This is a genomic window from Bacillus sp. FSL K6-6540 (genome assembly GCF_038007545.1).
Genome location: NZ_JBBOXH010000001.1, coordinates 2,082,086 through 2,099,934 on the forward strand (window position 1 = coordinate 2,082,086; position 17,849 = coordinate 2,099,934).

Genomic DNA, 17,849 nt, shown 5'->3' on the forward strand with positions numbered 1-17,849 from the left:
CATGCCATCCGTAGCGTTTTATACGTTGGGTTGCAAAGTCAATTTTTACGATACCGAGGCCATCTGGCAATACTTCAAGAATGAAGGCTACGACCAGGTGGACTTCGAACAAACCGCAGATGTTTATTTGATTAACACCTGCCACGTTACCAACACAGGGGATAAGAAGAGCCGCCAGATGATCCGGCGCGCGGTTCGCCGAAATCCCGAGGCGATCGTGGCCGTAACGGGCTGTTATGCCCAAACCTCGCCGGCCGAAATTCTGGATATCCCGGGCGTGGATCTCGTCATCGGGAACCAGGATCGCGAGAAAATCATGGATTTCATTCATGACATCGAAAAGACGCGCCAGCCGATTAACGCCGTGCGTAATATCATGAAGACCCGGGTATTCGAGGAAATGGACGTACCGGATTTCGCGGAACGTACTCGCGCATTTCTGAAAATTCAGGACGGATGCAACAACTTCTGCACGTTCTGCATCATCCCTTGGTCCCGCGGTTTGTCGCGAAGCCGTGATCCGAAGAGCATCATCAAGCAGGCGCATCAGCTGGTCGGAGCGGGTTATAAGGAAATCGTGCTGACCGGTATCCACACCGGCGGATATGGGGATGATCTCGAGGATTACAGATTGTCCGATTTGCTGTGGGACCTTGATCGGGTTGACGGTTTGGAACGGATCCGCATCAGCTCCATTGAAGCAAGCCAGATCGATGAGAAGATGCTGGACGTGCTGAACCGCTCCAGTAAAATGTGCCGCCATCTTCACATTCCGCTCCAAGCGGGGGATGATACGGTACTGAAACGGATGCGCCGTAAATATACGACCGAAGAATTCTATAACAAGATGGGCCTGATTCGTCAAGCGATGCCGGATGTGGGCATTACGACGGACGTCATCGTCGGCTTCCCTGGCGAAACGGATGAGATGTTCCGGAACGGATATGACCTGATGAAGGCGATTCAATTTTCGGAAATGCATGTATTCCCGTATTCGAAGCGTACCGGCACGCCGGCGGCACGAATGGAGGATCAGGTGGACGAGGAAGTGAAGAATGCGCGTGTGCACGATCTGATCGACTTGTCGGAGCAGCTTCAGCTGGCTTATGCCGAGCGTTTCGTGGGCCAGATTCTGAACGTGATACCGGAGCGCGAATACAAGGGTGCTCCCAAAGGCGGTAAAATGCAGGGTTACAGCGACAACTACCTGCAGCTTGTATTCAACGGATCGCCTGATCTCGAAGGCAAGCTGTGCCGCGTAAAAGTAACCAAAGCCGGTGTAAATGAATGCGAGGGCGAACTCCTCAGCGTCATGGATCATGGATTAAAGGCAGCTGCCCAGTAATATTCCATAGCGGCCATACCAGACAAGGATTTCATTTCCTGGCTACCGGAAGTGGAGTCCTTGTTGTACATGAAGGAGGAACAGGACATGGCATATACACAAATTTCCGCGGGCGGCGTTGTATACCGTTATTATGAAGGGGCGCTTCAGATCCAACTCATCTTGGACCGTTATGGAAAAACCTCGCTTCCCAAAGGCAAGATGGAAGCCGGTGAAACCGTCGAGCAGACGGCTCTCCGAGAAATACGCGAGGAGACAGGTATAGTCGGATCCATCACTTCTCCAGTGGACATTATTGCATATAAATACCATCATCCCGAATTCGGCCAGGTCGACAAGGAAGTTCACTACTACCTCGTTAAGGCGGAAGGAGGCATCCTAAAACCCCAAATCGAGGAAATCAACGGGGTGGACTGGTTCGAGCCTCTTGCCGCATGGAGGAAGCAGCGGAGCAACGGGTACAATAACAACGATATCATCCTGCGTAAAGCGCTGATGCTGCTTGAAGTCGCTATTCCGGCGGATGAAGATATGAAATTTTAGGACGGCAACCGCTTGTTCCAGAAAGGCAGATAGCAAAGAGGAAGCGCGATCAGCGAGCATGCGATGTTAAACAGGGTTTGCGCATGGGCGATTTGCCCGGCCGGATCTGCGGCTAACCATCCGGATACGGCGGTTAATCCCGCTGTGAACGGAATAAAGAGCAGGACTCCGCCGATATTAAGCCCCAAATGGGACCAAGCCACGAATCGTCCGGCGCGGCTGCTGCCAATCGCTGCGATGAGCGCCGTCACGCAGGTGCCGACATTGGAGCCCAGCACGATCGCGACGCCGATCTCGGGAGGCAGCGCTCCGCTGGCGGCGAGCCCCATAGCCATGGCGATGACCGCGGCGCTGCTGTGCATCAAAGCCGTCAGGATCGCACCGGCTGCAATGCCCCAGAGGACGCTTTGCGAGGCGTGGTCAAGGAACCATTGGAACAACCCGAGGCTTTGAAGGGTCGGCCCAATGGATTGCATGATTTGTATCGCGAGCAGCACCAGTGAAAATCCGGCGACAGCGAGGCATAAAAATTGGCTGCGGATCAACTGGTTTTTTAACTTGTCGTGACTCGCAGGTACGCGTTCGCTGACAAGAACGGCCCCGACCCACAGCATCAGCGAGAGGACAAGCAGTGGCATGGCGGCTTGTCCGATCTGCAGGCTGATGAGTTCGGTCGTTACCGTCGTGCCGATGTTCGTGCCGAGAATAACGCCCAAGGTACCGGACAGGCTTAACAATCCGGCATTGGCAAAGCCTATCGCCAGCACGGTTACGGCGGTGCTGCTCTGCAGCAGGGCCGTAACCGCCGTGCTGGCAACCATGCCTTTCAGGGGCGTGGATGTCGCTTTGTGGAGCCACTTATGCAAGAGCGGTCCGGCCCAGCGCTGGAGGGCGACCTCCATGACCTTCATGCCGAACAGAAACAGGACAAGACCATAACAGACGGGAAACCAGAGCGTGGATAGCATGATGTTCTCCTTTTTGTAAAATAAGGTGGGAGCGGAGTTTCCAGCAAAGCCGAAAGTCATCGGTCATCGCAAGAAAACGATCTCTTCACTCGGTCGGGTAACTGTGAAAGCACGTCGGTCGACGTTTTTCTTAATTACGTATATGACCCTTGGCGGACATGCATACCTATTGCAATAAACCAGGGGATAATTTTAAGGAGTGAAATACAGTGCCATCGGTTATTTTGGAGCGCAGTCGAAAAAAGAGACTGGAGCAGGGGCACCCTTGGGTGTATAAAAGCGAGATTGCTTCTGTCGAGGGCGAGCCCGAGCCGGGCGATATCGTATCGGTGTTCAATCATCAAGGCCGTTTTCTTGCCTCCGGGTATTACAATCCGCAATCACAAATCACCGTGCGCACCGTTTCGTATGAACCGGTCGAAGCGATGGACAAGGCTTTTTTCGCAGCCAGATTTGAGGAATGCCTGAAACACCGGGAGCGGTTTATCGGAGACGAGAATGCTTACCGGCTGGTATATGGCGAGGCTGATTTTCTGCCGGGACTGATCGTGGACCGTTTTGCCGACGTGCTGGTCGTGCAGCTACTGACGCTGGGCATGGATCGATGCCGTGCGGACATCGTGGAGGCGCTTGTCGAAGTGGTACAGCCGAAAGGAATTTACGAGCGCAGCGACGTTTCCATCCGGGAACTGGAAGGGCTGGAACAGCGCAAGGGAACTCTTTACGGGGAGTGTCCCCGCCACGTCGTCGTGACGGAGAACGGCTTGAAGATCAAAGTGGATATCGAAGAGGGTCAGAAGACCGGATATTTCTTTGATCAGCGGGAGAACCGGGCATCCATCAAACCGTTAATGACCGGTTGGGGAAGCCGCAGCGGGATTACGCTTCAGGCCGTGGAGCGGGACGGTGAGACGAAGACCCTGCCGGTAAACAAAAGCGGAAAAGAAGTTACGTTCCCGTATTGGGACGGCGCAACGGTGCTGGAATGCTTTTCGCATACGGGCAGCTTCACGCTGCATGCATGCAAATACGGCGCCAAGAAAGTCACCTGCCTCGACATATCGGAGCATGCCATCGAAAGTGCCAAAGAGAACGTGGAATTGAACGGATTCCAGGATCGCGTGGAATTTGTGGTGGATGACGCCTTCCAATATTTGCGCAGCCAGGTAAAGGGTTTGGAAGAGCGCGAGCTACGTGCCCAAGGGGACCAGAAAGTGGATACCTCGAAACCGTTGACCGCGGGCGGAGGGCGATCCTGGGACGTGGTCATTCTGGACCCGCCGGCGTTTGCCAAAACCAGGTCGGCCGTCAAGGGGGCTTGCCGCGGGTACAAGGATATCAACCTCCACGGCATGAAGCTGGTCAACGAGGGCGGATATCTGGTTACGGCAAGCTGCTCGTACCATATGCGGCCGGATTTGTTCCTGGAGACGATCCAGGATGCGGCGAAGGATGCCGGCAAAATTCTGAGATTGGTGGAATGGCGTGCGGCCGGCAAGGACCATCCGCAAATTCTTGGGGTCGACGAGGGACATTATTTGAAATTCGCCGTCTTTGAAGTGCGCAGCAAATCAAAACTGTAAACACCCCAGCTTGGCGGTTCATATAGAGGATCTTGCAATGGTGGATAACCACGATGGCAGGGTCCTTTTTCATATGTCCGAAATCGTTGGGAATGGGAATGAAATCCAAACGTATGTTCCACCAATCAGGACTTATGTTATACTAGTAATCAGCATCTTTTTTGATAGAGCCGAACCATCACGCAAGATTTGACATACATTTTTGATCTTGAACTACTAGATTCAAAGGGCATGATTTCACCGGGTCAGCAGCTGGTTTTGAAGGTGAATGAGTCTCTTTCGGCAAGATGTAAAGGAGGCATAGCATGAGCGTTCAATTTGTTATCGGCAGGTCGGGCAGCGGCAAGAGCACGTCGATCCGCCAAGAGATGATCGAACGGTTGGAGCATAATCCCAAGGGGGATCCGATGATCTTGATCGTTCCGGAGCAAGGCTCCTATGAAGCGGAGCACGCGCTCGTCAATGCGGGAGGCATTCGCGGCATGATGCGCGCGCAGGTGCTTAGCTTCCGCCGTCTGGCTTACCGCGTCATGCAGGAAACCGGCGGAGCCGCGAAAGTGGCGATCAGCGAGGAAGGCAAGCGGATGCTGCTGTATAAAATTCTGCGGAGGCGCAAGGAAGAGCTCCACATGTTCGGCGCCTCGGGAGAGCAGCATGGCTTTGTCGGCAAGCTGAGCGAGCTGTACACGGAAATGAAGCGCTATTGCATTGACGCCTCATGCGTGGAGGAGCAGCTGGGACAGATGGTATCCGGCTCCGGGAATTCACCGATGCTGCGGCGGAAGCTGGAGGACATCGTAACGGTCTTTCGCGATTTCGAGGTTGAAATTTCACGGTTTTACATGGATGAGGAAGACACGCTGGCCTCATTGGCTGAGGGTGTGACCGAATCGGAATATATCAAGCGTGCCGACATCTGGATCGACGGCTTCCACGGCTTTACGCCGCAGGAGTACCGGGTGCTGCAGGAGATCATCGTGCATGCCAAGCGAGTGACGATCGCGCTGACGCTGGACAAGCCTTACAGGAACGGGACGGTTCCGCATGAGCTGGATCTCTTTCATCCTACTGCGGTGACGTACATAAAGCTCAAAGGGATTATCGATGAGATCGGGCTGGAGGCGGAGCACCGCATTCTTCATCCCGATGTTCTGCCGCGGTTTCAGGAATCTCCCATGCTTGCCCATCTCGAGCGCGGTTATGATCGGAAGAAGCGCTGGGCGGAACCGGATGAAGGCCCGGACACAGCGAGCAGTCCAAACCGCGGGAGGAAAGGTCTGCTTTTACACGCTGCCAGCCATCGCCGGGCCGAAATCGAGGGAGCTCTGCGCGAAATGCTGCGGCTGGCACAGGAGGAAGGGGCAAGATACCGCGAAATGGCTGTTTTTGTCCGGAATATGGGGGACTATGAGCATCTGATGGGTCCTTTGTTCAGGGAATACGGCGTTCCTTATTTTCTCGATCAGAAGCGGAGCGAGCTTCACCATCCGCTGGTCGAGTTCATTCGCTCAGCGCTTGATGTCATCGGACGCCGGTGGCGTTATGAAGACGTATTCCGCTGCGTGAAGACGGATCTGCTGCTGCCGCTGGACGGTTCGCTTACCCGTGAGGACATGGACCGTCTGGAGAACCATGTGCTGGCTTCCGGAATCCAGGGCACGCGCTGGACGGACGGCCGTCCCTGGAAGGGAGTTCCAAGCCTTTCTTTAGAAGAGGGGGAAAGCGAGATCCGCAATCAGGACGGCATGGCGGCGATCGAGTACGCCAGGAAGGTGATAACGGAACCGCTGCATACGTTCGAGAAGCGGATGAAAAAGGCTGCGAGCGCGATGGATCAGAGCACCGCGGTCTATCGGCTGCTGGAGGAGTGCGCTGTGCCCGAGAAGCTGGAGCTGTTAAGCCGGGCTGCACTGGATGCCGGGCGTCCTGAGGAAGCCCGGGAACATCGCCAGGTATGGGGAGCCGTGCTCGGCCTGCTCGACCAAATCGTCGAGATGATGGGCGCGGAGAAGCTAAGCACCGAATTGTTTACCGGCGTGCTGGGTACGGGACTTACGGAAATGAAAATGGCTCTTGTGCCTCCGTCTCTGGACCAGGTGCTCATCGGCAGCATGGACCGGACGCGGACGGGCGGGGTGAAATATGCTTTCCTTCTCGGCATTAACGACGGCGTGCTCCCGGCCCAGTTCCAGGATGACGGCATCCTGACGGAGCCGGAACGGGTTCATCTTGAAGACCGCGGGCTGGAGCTTGCCCCGAGCATATCCCGAAGACTGCTGGATGAACGGTTTCTGATCTATAATGCGCTGACTTCGGCCAGCAAACAGCTGTGGGTCAGCTACCCTGCAGCGGATGATGAAGGCAAGCCGTTACTGCCATCCGAGGTGGTGCGGCATCTGAAGCTGATGTTCCAGCTGGAAGAGGAGCCTTTGTTTCCAAGACCGCATGCCGGGCAATCGGCCCTTGAGCAGGAGGGTTATGCGGTCCGTCCGGACAAGACGCTTGCTTATTTAGCGGGCCGGCTTCGCGACTGGAGGAATGGGGAGGAGATCCCGGATTTGTGGTGGCATGTTTACAACTGGTATGCGGAGCAGCCGGGTTTGCGGCCCCGCCTCACGACCATGCTCTCCTCCTTGTCTTACCGGAATGAAGCCCGGCCTCTCAAGCTGGAAACCAGCAGACAGTTGTACGGAACGAAGCTGCGGACAAGCGTATCCCGGATGGAGCGCTTTGTTGCCTGCCCGTTCTCCCATTTTGCCTCCCATGGGTTGAAGCTGAGAGAGCGGCAGCTGTACAGGCTTCAGGCTCCCGACATCGGACAGCTGTTCCATGCTGCCTTGAGCAGCATGGCCGTCAAGTTCCAATCGCAGCATCGAAGCTGGGGAGACCTGACCGCTGAGGAATGCCTGCGCGAAGCGGAAGCGACCGTGGATCGGCTCGCACCGATGCTGCAGGGTGAAATCCTGCTCAGCTCCAAGCGGTACGGCTATATTTCGCGAAAGCTTAAAAACATCGTGGGCCGAGCGTCGGTCATATTGGGAGAGCAGTCGAGGCGCGGCAAATTCGAGCCGATCGGCCTTGAGCTTGATTTCGGTCCCGGAAAGCCGCTGCCTCCCCTGGCGTTTGAATTGCCGAACGGGACCAAGATGGAGATTGTCGGGCGCATAGACCGGGTCGACATGGCCCGAGGCGAGCATGGCATCATGCTTCGGGTCATTGATTATAAATCGAGCCAGAAGGATCTGCGGCTGCATGAGGTCTATTACGGCTTATCCCTGCAGATGCTGACCTATCTGGACGTGCTGCTGACGTTTGCGGAGGAATGGCTCGGCGAGCAGGCCCTGCCTGCGGGAACCTTGTACTTCCACGTGCATGATCCGGTATTGCAGTCCGCCAACGGCATGACGCCGGAGCAGGCGGCAGAGGAGCTGCTCAAGCGCTACAAAATGAAAGGTCTGCTCCTGGCAGACCGCGAAGCGGTGTCCCTCATGGATTCGTTCCTTGAAAAAGGGCACTCTGCCATCCTGCCCGTCGCCGTCAAAACGGACGGCAGCTTCTACAGCAGCGCGGCCGTGGCAACGCCTGACCAGTGGGAGACCCTGTTGTCCGCCGTGCGGGAGAACATGCTGAACATCGGCTCCCGCATCACAGGCGGCGATGTCGCGATTAAACCGTATCGGATACAGCAGGAGACCGCCTGCACGTTCTGTTCTTTCCGGCCCGTATGTCAGTTCGACGACGCGATTGAGGGCAGCGAATACCAGCTGCTGGGCAAACCGGGCAAAGATCAGGTGTGGGATATGCTTGGACATCCGAAGGGAGGAGAGAGCCGGTGAGAGAGATGATAGCAAAACCCGAGGGAAGCATGTGGAGCGACGACCAGTGGAAAGCCATTGCGCTGTCGGGCGACGATATGCTGGTTGCAGCTGCGGCAGGTTCAGGGAAAACCGCCGTGCTGGTTGAACGGATCATTCGCAAAATCCTGGACGATGCCGCCGGGTTCAGCGTAGATCGGCTGCTTGTGGCTACCTTTACGAAAGCCGCCGCTGCCGAAATGCGGGGACGGATCCGGGAAGCGCTGGACCGTGAGCTGGACCGGGATCCGGACAATGAGCATATCCGGCGTCAGCTCGCTTTGCTTGGCAGAGCGTCGATTACAACGCTGCACTCCTTCTGCATGGAAGTCATTCGGCGATATTATCAGTTAATACCGCTGGATCCGGGATTCCGCATCCTGAACGAACATGAGGCGGATTTAATGCGGCAGGATATGCTGGAGGAGCTGTTCGAAGAGAAATACGGTGAGGCGGAGGGGGACCCGGAAAGCCGGTTTCTGCGCTTGGCGGACTGGTTCAGCGGCGAGCGAACGGACGATGCGCTGTACCGTCTCGTGCAGCGTCTATACGATTTCTCCCGCAGCCATTCATGGCCGTCACACTGGCTTAGGGAGACAGCCGCCGGCTTTCAGGTGGCCGATACGGAAGCTCTCGGTAACACGCCATGGGTCCAGAGCATCTTGGCTGATGCACGCCTGGCTTTGAACGGAGCGGCAGGGCTGCTGCAGCAAGCCAAGGCCATTGCCCTGCAGCCGGGAGGGCCAACACCGTATGCGGACAATCTCGATGAGGACTTGCGACTGGTGGCTTCCCTGCTGGAGGCCATCGATACTTCGCCGTGGGAATCGTTGTACGGCATTTTCCGCGAGGCGTCTTTCGGCAAGCTCAAATCCGTTCGGAAGGATGAGGTGCTGCCGGAGCTGCAGGAGCAGGTCAAGGAACTGCGCGACAACGTGAAGAAAATCGTAAATGAGCTGAAAAATGCATTGTTCGGCCGTCCGGCATCGGAGTTTTTGCGGGAGCTTCATACGGCAGCGCCGCTGATGATGGAGCTGGCCGAGACGGTGATCGCGTTTGGCGAGCGTTACAGGGAGGCCAAGGCGGCCAAAGGCATGGTCGACTTTAACGACCTTGAGCATTACTGCCTCCATATACTTCGCCATCCCGATTCCGTGCCGGGACATATGATGCCTTCCGATGCGGCGATGGATTACCGCGAGCAGTTTGATGAAGTGCTGCTGGATGAATATCAAGATACGAACAGCGTGCAGGAAGACATCGTACGATTGATTTCCCGGGAGATGCCGGGCAACCGGTTTATGGTCGGCGACGTGAAGCAGAGTATTTATCGGTTCCGTCTGGCGGAACCGGGACTGTTTCTCGATAAGTACAAGACGTTTTCTTCCGGGACAGGCACGTCCCAAACAGGCATCCGAATTGATCTGGCCCGTAATTTTCGCAGCCGGATGGAAGTGGTGGACGCCGTCAATTTGCTGTTCCGGCAGATCATGAACGAATCGGTAGCCGAGATTGCCTATGATGAACGGGCCGAGCTTGTATGCGGAGCTTCTTTTCCGGAACAGGAAACGAACGGAGGCGCGAATCCCTACATGCCCGAAATGCTGCTGATCGACCGTGCCGGAAAAGGTCCGGAGGAGCAGTCCGATGAATCGGCTTCCGAAGAGGACGGGGTTCAGCTTGAAGCTGAGGCGCTCGAAATGGAAACCGCCCAGCTGGAAGCCCGCGCCATCGCCCGCAAAATCCGCGAAATGACAGGCGAAAGCGGAAAGCCGCTCATGGTTTACGATAAAGGGTTGAAAACGATGCGGCCCGCCGGGTACGGAGACATGGTCATTTTGCTGCGCTCCGCCATGGTTTGGGCACCGTTAATTATTGAGGAGTTAAGGCTGGAGGGAATACCGGCATTCGGCGAGCAGAACAAGGGATACTTTCAGGCTACGGAAGTGGAAATCATCTTATCGCTGCTGCAGGTGATCGATAATCCGCGGCAGGACATTCCTTTGGCTTCGGTATTGCGCTCGCCCATTCTTGGATTATCCGAGGAAGAGATGGCACAGGTTCGCCTGTGCGCGAAAGGGACTTATTACGATGCGCTGAAGGCAGCGGTCTCGTTAAGCGTCGCGCCGCCGGTCATGGATCCGGCACGCCCTATGGGCTTCGTCGACGGAAAATGGACGCCGGGCGCAGGACTGGAAGGCCTGGCCGAAGCCGCCGCCGGTCATGAGCTCGTAGCAGGCAGCCATCTTTCGGATGCCCCGCTAACGGCGGAGGGCCATGCTATCGAAATATCGGCGGAGCTTGGCGCCAAACTTGGATTGTTTATGGATCGGCTGCAGCGCTGGCGGCAGGAAGCGCGTCAGGGAAGCCTGAGCGATCTGATCTGGGGGATTTACAGCGAAACCGGATATTTGGATTGGGTTGGCGGCTTGCCCGGCGGCAGGCAGCGTCAGGGCAATCTGACCGCCCTATATGACCGGGCCGTGCAGTATGAACAGGACACAGCCTCCAGAGGGCTCTTCCGTTTTCTGACCTTTATCTCGCGTCTCCGCGAGCGCGGCGGGGATCTTGGCACGGCCGGAGGCACGGAAAGCCAGGGCAACGCGGTGCGCCTGATGACCATTCACAAGAGCAAGGGCCTGGAGTTTCCGGTCGTGTTCGTGGCGGGATTGTCCAAAAATTTCAACCAACAGGATTTGAACGCCCCCTTCCTGATGCATAAGGAGCTTGGCTTCGGACCGAAGTTCGTGGATGAAGGCATGCGCGTAAGCTACCCGACGCTGCCAAACCTGGCGATTCGGCGCAGATCGCAGCTGGAGCTGCTGGCCGAGGAGATGCGGGTGCTCTACGTTGCGCTTACAAGGCCGAAAGAGAAGATGATCCTGGTCGGCACGGTGAAGGATTTGCCGAAAAAGGTGTCCGCTTGGGCACAGGCCGATTTTAACCCGGAGTTGCTTCTGCCGGATTACGTCCTTGCCCGGGGACGGAGCTACCTGGATTGGATCGGTCCGGCCGTGATACGGCATCCGTCTGCGGGTCCGCTCCGCGGACAGGCGGGATTGCCGGAAGAGACGAGCTCGCGCGCGTTAGCGGCAGACCGATCGCAATGGATATTCTCGATTGAAACGCCGGAATCCCTGGCACAGGGCATGACCGGCATGAGCGATGACGTTCAGGCGGACAGCGAAAATCGAATGATGAAGCTGAATGCCCTGCGCAGCCTCGAGCCTGTTCCGGAATCTGCGATTGCCGAAGCGGAAGAGGAGGGGACGGATGTTCAGCGGGCTTCCATCGATCAGCGGTTGTCGTGGAGTTATCGTTATGAAGCGGTCAGTCAAATATCGGCCAAAACGTCCGTAACGGAGATGAAAAAGCTGCTTGCCCTGCAGGACAGCCCCTCCTTGGATTTATTGGAGGAACGGGCCGTGAAACGCCAGAGCAGGGAAAGTATCGACGCAAGCACCTCCTTCACGCTGAGCCTGCGGCGGCCGAAATTTATGGAGTCCACGAAGCTGACGCCCGCCGAGCGGGGAACCGTCTATCATACCATCATGCAGCATCTGCCGCTTCAACGGCTGGAAGACGCTGCAGAACCGACAGCGGAGATCGAAGAAACCATCCGTTACCTGGTGGAAAAGGAGATCATCACCGGTGAGCAGGCTTCCGCGGTGGAAGCAGCCGAGATCAGCAGCCTTTTTGATTGCGACCTTGGAAAGCGGGTGCTGTCAGCAGAGGATGTCTGGCGCGAGATGCCGTTTTCCTATGCGCTCCCAGCGGCAGAAGCTTATCAGGGGCTGGCTTTTCTGGACCCGATTTCGGAACATTCGGCCCAAGGATTGCCTGAGATGGAGCTGCTGCGGGACGAAACGGTGCTGATTCAAGGGGTTGTGGACTGCATGTTCAGGCATAACGGCCGCCTTGTGCTGCTTGATTATAAGACCGACCGGGTGCTGGAGCATCGCGGCGGCCTGACGGCCTTGGCTGACCAGTATCGTTTTCAGCTGGACCTGTATGCAAAGGCTTTGGAGGATATTTTAGGCGAACCTGTGCATGAGAAATGGCTGTACTTTTTTGATGGGGGACATGCCGTACAGGTATAACCTTTCGGTAAGTTATGTTTTGTTAGACGTTTGAAGCGGGAGAGGAGATTATCGATGCGTATTTTGCATACCGGGGACTGGCATCTGGGGCGCACGCTCGAAGGCCGAAGCCGGCTTGCCGAGCAGGAGCGCTTTCTGGATGAACTGGTTAAGCTGGCGGACGATCAGCAGGCGGACCTGATCCTTATGGCGGGGGATGTTTATGATTCCGTCAATCCGCCTGCGTCAGCCGAGCAGTTGTTTTACGAAGCGGCCGCCAGACTTACGGAGGGAGGCCGCCCCATGGTGGTCATTGCAGGCAACCATGATCAGCCGGAACGGGTTGCATCGGTTACGCCGCTTGTTGCAGCCAGAGGCATCACGCTGATAGGGACACCTATCGCCGATGCGGTAACGGTTGCCACAGCCCGTACCGGAGAAACGGCCAAGATCGCAGCTCTGCCCTACCCGTCAGAGGCCAGGCTCAACGAACTGTTATCGGTCGACGGGGATGAGGATCAGCTTCGCCGCGCCTACAGCGAGAGAGTCGGAAAACTGATGAGGATGATGGCAAGGGAATTTTCTCCGCAGACGGTCAATCTGGCGATGAGCCATATCTATGTCCTTGGCGGCGTCGAGAGCGATTCCGAGCGTCCGATTCAAGTCGGGGGAGCGTACACGGTTGATCCGTCGGCACTCGCTGTCGGCGCTGCCTATACGGCGCTGGGTCACCTGCATCGTTCCCAGGCTGTGAAAGGGGAGGGGATGATCCGCTACAGCGGATCCCCGCTGGCCTACAGCTTCTCGGAAGCGGGACAGGCGAAATCGGTGACCATGGTTGACGTATCGCCGGGAGGAGCTCCCGTGATTGAGGAGCTGTTTCTCAGCAGCGGCCGCCCGCTTGTCCGATGGAAGGCCAAAGGCGGCTTGGATGAAGTCTACCGCTGGCTGGATGAGGGGCGCGATCCCGAGGCCTTCATTGATCTGGAGGTATCCTTAACGGAGGCCATGGGGCTTGCCGATATTCAGCGGCTGCGCAAGAGCAGGGACGGCATCGTCCACATTCGTCCGGTATACCCGGAGATGGAAGCGTTGGAGCTGGAGAGCGAGCGCTCAAGGCTGCCGCTGCCGGACCTGTTCCGAAAGTTCTACCAACGGCAAACCGGGGGAGCTGAGCCTGAGGATCACCTGGTCGATTTGTTTCTGGAGCTGGTTGAGGAAGAGGAGTCTGAGTCTGACGGCACGGAGGTGAAGTCTTAGAATGAAGCCGATTTTGTTGAAGTTATCCGGACTGCAGAGCTACCGAAGCACGCAGGAGATTGATTTCGAAACGTTGTGCGAAACCGGGCTCTTCGGTATTTTCGGACCGACGGGCAGCGGGAAATCCACGCTGCTGGATGCGATTACCTTAGCCATGTACGGAAAAGTGGAGCGCGCGGTTAACGGAACCCAGGGCATCATGAACCACTCGGAGGACGGTCTGTCCGTCTCCTTTACGTTTGAGTTGTCTTCCGCAGCCGGGCTGGAGCGATACCGGGTAGAGCGCAGGTTCAAACGGGTTAACGAGCTTTCCATCAGCAATACGGTGAGCCGTTTCATTCGCGTTACCCCCGAAGGGGATCAGGTGGTGGCGGATAAATTGGCCGAGGTCACCCGCTGCGTCGAAGAGAAAATCGGGCTCAAAATGGACGATTTTACCCGTGCGGTCGTGCTTCCGCAGGGAAAGTTCGCCGAATTCCTTTCCCTGAAGGGGAGCGAACGCCGGCAGATGCTGCAGCGGTTGTTCCATTTGGAACGGTACGGGGATCAGCTTGCGATCAAGCTCAGCCGCCGTGTTAAGGATACGGAGGGTTCTCTGAAATCGGTCGAAGCGGAACAGCAGGGTCTTGGAAGTGCAGGCAAGGAAGCTTTGGCGGAAGCAACTGCGGTGCTGGAACATGCCAAGAAACACGCGGCGTTATCCCGCAATCAACTCCAAGCCGCCATGGAAGCCCATGAAGCTATGGGAAAAATTCGCGAGCTGGATATGGAAAAGCGGCGGCTGCAGGGGAAGCTGGACGAGCTTGCCCAGCATGAGGAAGAGATGCAGCGGTTGGAACGCCGCCTTGAGCTGACAGGGGCTGCGGCCGCCGTTCTCCCCGCGCTTGAGGCATGGCGCGAATCCGGCAAGGCATGGGATCAGCGGCGGCGGACTGCCGAAGGGCTCCTGGCGCAAGCCGCGTCCGCCCAGCAGGCAGCCGAGCAGGCGGTGAAGGCGGATGAAGCCGCCCAAGCTGCGCTTCGGGCCGAGGAACCGAAGCTGGTGCTTCGGGAGCAGCAGCTGGAGCAGGCCGTTTTATTGCAGCGGGAACGTGATGCATTACGGGAAGAACTGGCCAAGCTGGATGCGCAGCGAACGAAAGCGCGCCAAGAGCGCGAAGGGGTAACCGCTCTGCTGCATAAGGAGCAGGAGCTGCTCGAACGAGGCCGCAGGCGGCAGGAGGAGCTGCAGGGCAAGCTGAAAGGGCTGGAGACCCGCTCAGGGGAGCGCCAGGCGCTTCATTTGGCGATGCAGAAGGTTCAAGCGCTTGAGGCTGTCCGAAGGCAGAAGCACAAGTCCGAGCTCGAACTGAAATCGCAGGAGGGCAAGCTGAAGGAGCTCGAGGCCAGATTGGGTACCATGCAGAAGCAGGAGCAGGAGCTGCAGCGCGACTACATACAGCTCTCCATGCAGGCTGACAGCTTGCAGCGTGACGCAGCCGAAGCATCGGCATTTGCCGATCGGATCGCCGCCGCCGCAGTCGAGGTAAGCCAGGTGATGAGCCGATCGCTTCGGGACAGACAGCTTCATGCGCTGTCCCTTTCGCTGGCCGCCGAGCTCCGGGCAGGCGAGCCTTGTCCCGTGTGCGGAAGTCAGCATCATCCGCAACCGGCCGTTTCGGCAGGACAGCCTGAAGAGACTTTGGATGAGGGCATGGACCGGCTGACGCGGATCACGCATCAAATCCAGGAAGCCAGACTGACCCTGCGGGGGCAGCATAACGAAGCGGAGTCGCTGGCGAGTCAATCGCGTTCGCAGATCGGCACTTTCGCAGAAGGCGAATTGATTGACGCGATTTCCTTCAGGCAGAGCGGATCGATGGAAGCCGCGGTAACCGCCATGCCTGTCGCTGAAGGGCCGTATGACGCGGAAAAGCTTGCTTCGAATACAGCCTGGCTCATAGAAGCGGCTGATGCTCAAGCTGCTGCCATCGGACAATGCCGAGCGGAAGTTTCCAAGGTGCAGCAGAGTCTCCTGGCATGTCGGCAGGAGCTGATGAAACAGAGCGCCGCGCTGGAGAATGGGCAAGCGGCAGAGCACCAGATGCGGGATCAGTTAGCCGGGTTGGAAACCGAAGCTGCGGACATTTTGGCTTCCTGGCAGGAAAGCAAGCCGGAATTTCCTTTGGAAGAGGCAGCTGCCCGTTTTCAGCTCATGCAGGAGAAGGATGCGGAATCCGAATCGATTAAGGAAGGGCTCGAGCGCAGCGTTCCATTCATCGAAGAGAAAAAGGAGGCCGTCCTCCGCTTGGAGCAGCAGCTGCTTGAGCTCGAAAAGCTGCAGATTCAATGGGATGCGCAGCGGGAAGGAAAGGCGGATGGCCTGAAGGATAAAGAAGAGCGGCTTCAGGCTTGGATCGGAGACCGGTCGGCCGAGGAAATGCTGGGCGAGTGCAGGTCCAGGATGAAGCTGCTGAAGGAGTCCGCGGAAGAAGCCAGGAGCGAATGCAGGAAGGCAGAGGAGGCGGCTCGGCATGCAGCCAAGGAAGCGGCGCTTGCGGAACAGGCGGAAAGAGCCGCGCAGGAGCAGCACGTGGCTGCCAAGCTTGCCTGGGAGAACCAGCTGGCCGCCTCTCCGTTCGCTACGGAGCATGCCGTCATGGAAGCCTGCTTGACCCCGGAAGAAAGCGAACGATGTGCCCAGCTCGTGAAAGCGCATCGGGACGGGCAGCGGGAATGGACGCTGAGGCTTCGCGACGTCGAGCTGAAGCTTGGCACCCGCCCGTTCCAAGAAGAGGACTGGGAACGGTGCACAGCCGAGCTTCAGGCGGCCCGTGCAACCGACGAGGAAGCGCTGCAGGCGAGAGCCCGGGCGGAGCGGGATTTGGAAGACTTGAACCAGCGTCACGTCCGGTTCATGGAATTGGAAGAGCGGCGCCTAAACCTCCAGCGAGAGAGCGAACGCTTGTCCAAATTGCAGTCCTGCTTGCGCGGCAACGCGTTTGTTGAATATATTGCGGAAGAACAGCTGATGCAGGTGAGCCAGTCGGCCTCCCAGCGTCTTCGCTATTTGACCAAGCAGCGCTACTCGCTTGAGGTGGATTCCGGCGGAGGTTTTGTCATTCGGGACGATGCCAACGGCGGCGTCCGGCGTCCGGTATCCACTTTATCCGGCGGCGAGACGTTCCTGACCTCATTGGCCTTGGCTTTGGCGCTCTCCGCCCAAATCCAGCTGCGCGGGCAATATCCGCTGCAATTCTTTTTCCTCGACGAAGGATTCGGCACGCTGGATCCGGAGCTGCTGGAGACGGTCATCACCGCGCTTGAGCGCCTCCATACCGATAAGCTAACCGTCGGCATCATCAGCCATGTGCCCGAGCTTCGGGCACGCCTGCCGCGCAAGCTGGTGGTACAGCCGGCGGAACAGGCGGGAGCGGGATCCCGGATTGCAATCGAATCGATGTAGCCGCAAAACATAAGGCGGTGTGATTTAAATCACGGAAACAGCAACAAGGGGCTGTTATAGTACAGATAAGCCGACATATAGAAGAAGCACCGGGCTGGCGCTTGATCATGAGAGATTCCTTTCTTTTCCCTTGCTCTCGTGATGAAGCGCCTCCTTACTGGACAGCTGCGTTCCAGGGGTGCTTCTCTTTTTTTTTATATGGATCATCTTCCATTGATTGGACGCACTGCCCGATTTCTTATATGATAAAAGCATGTAAACGTATGAAAGGGGTAACCGCGAATGGATTGTGTTTTTTGTAAAATCGTAGAAGGTGAGCTTCCTTCCACGAAGATACTCGAGAATGATAAGGTGCTCGTATTTCAAAACATCAACCCGGAAGCGCCGGTTCATGTCTTGATCATTCCGAAGAAGCATATCGCTTCCATGAACGATATTGGGGATGAGGACCTGCTGCTGATTGGCGAGATGCACAAAGCGGCTAAAGAGGCCGCGGCCAAGCTGGGCATTGCGGAGAGCGGTTATCGGTTAATTAACAACTGTGGTCGCGATGGGGAACAAACGGTGTTCCACGTGCACTATCACCTGATGGGCGGCCGCCGCTTAGGCGCATTAACCGGCATTTCCCCGGCTCATACATAATTTCTTGCATAGGAAGAAATATATCAGCCTCGCAGCGCATGGCCGCCGCGGGGGTGTTTCCATTGCACGGACTATCGTAAATTAAACGCCCAAGGTTGACACCCTATTTCGGTTTGCCCTATAATGAAGT

General features: G+C 57.0%; 9 protein-coding genes. 8 read left to right on the top strand and 1 reads right to left on the bottom strand.

Annotation, left to right across the window (positions count from 1 at the left end; genetic code table 11):
- The first annotated feature begins 1 nt into the window (after window position 1).
- Window positions 2–1,345: a tRNA (N(6)-L-threonylcarbamoyladenosine(37)-C(2))-methylthiotransferase MtaB gene (gene mtaB, locus MHH82_RS09110; RefSeq protein WP_015734186.1), complete on the top strand. Its 1,344-nt coding sequence runs from the start codon at window positions 2–4 to the stop codon at window positions 1,343–1,345.
- 87 nt (window positions 1,346–1,432) lie between these two features.
- Window positions 1,433–1,888: an NUDIX hydrolase gene (locus tag MHH82_RS09115; protein ID WP_015734187.1), complete on the top strand. Its 456-nt coding sequence runs from the start codon at window positions 1,433–1,435 to the stop codon at window positions 1,886–1,888.
- Here MHH82_RS09115 and MHH82_RS09120 read toward each other — a convergent pair.
- The gene (locus MHH82_RS09120; protein ID WP_015734188.1) at window positions 1,885–2,856 is read right to left on the bottom strand and encodes a Na/Pi cotransporter family protein; all 972 of its coding nucleotides are present in this window, start codon (window positions 2,854–2,856) and stop codon (window positions 1,885–1,887) included. The genes MHH82_RS09115 and MHH82_RS09120 overlap by 4 nt on opposite strands.
- A gap of 209 nt (window positions 2,857–3,065) precedes the next feature.
- Here MHH82_RS09120 and MHH82_RS09125 point away from each other — a divergent pair, with 209 nt between their 5' ends.
- From MHH82_RS09125 to MHH82_RS09150, 6 genes are all read left to right on the top strand, one after another.
- A complete protein-coding gene (locus tag MHH82_RS09125; RefSeq protein ID WP_036666082.1) occupies window positions 3,066–4,439 on the top strand; it encodes a class I SAM-dependent rRNA methyltransferase in 1,374 nt (457 codons plus the stop codon).
- A gap of 305 nt (window positions 4,440–4,744) precedes the next feature.
- Window positions 4,745–8,275 (top strand): helicase-exonuclease AddAB subunit AddB, encoded by a 3,531-nt coding sequence (addB, locus tag MHH82_RS09130; protein ID WP_340965324.1) that lies wholly within the window; start codon window positions 4,745–4,747, stop codon window positions 8,273–8,275.
- 5 nt (window positions 8,276–8,280) lie between these two features.
- A complete protein-coding gene (gene addA / locus MHH82_RS09135) occupies window positions 8,281–12,393 on the top strand; it encodes a helicase-exonuclease AddAB subunit AddA (RefSeq protein ID WP_340969876.1) in 4,113 nt (1,370 codons plus the stop codon).
- A 54-nt stretch (window positions 12,394–12,447) separates the two neighbouring features.
- Complete coding sequence (locus MHH82_RS09140; protein ID WP_340965326.1) at window positions 12,448–13,632, top strand: exonuclease SbcCD subunit D; 1,185 nt, start codon at window positions 12,448–12,450, stop codon at window positions 13,630–13,632.
- 1 nt (window position 13,633) lies between these two features.
- The gene (locus MHH82_RS09145) at window positions 13,634–17,077 is read left to right on the top strand and encodes an AAA family ATPase (protein ID WP_340965328.1); all 3,444 of its coding nucleotides are present in this window, start codon (window positions 13,634–13,636) and stop codon (window positions 17,075–17,077) included.
- A 282-nt stretch (window positions 17,078–17,359) separates the two neighbouring features.
- Window positions 17,360–17,719: a histidine triad nucleotide-binding protein gene (locus MHH82_RS09150; protein WP_015734194.1), complete on the top strand. Its 360-nt coding sequence runs from the start codon at window positions 17,360–17,362 to the stop codon at window positions 17,717–17,719.
- The last annotated feature ends 130 nt before the right edge of the window (window positions 17,720–17,849 follow it).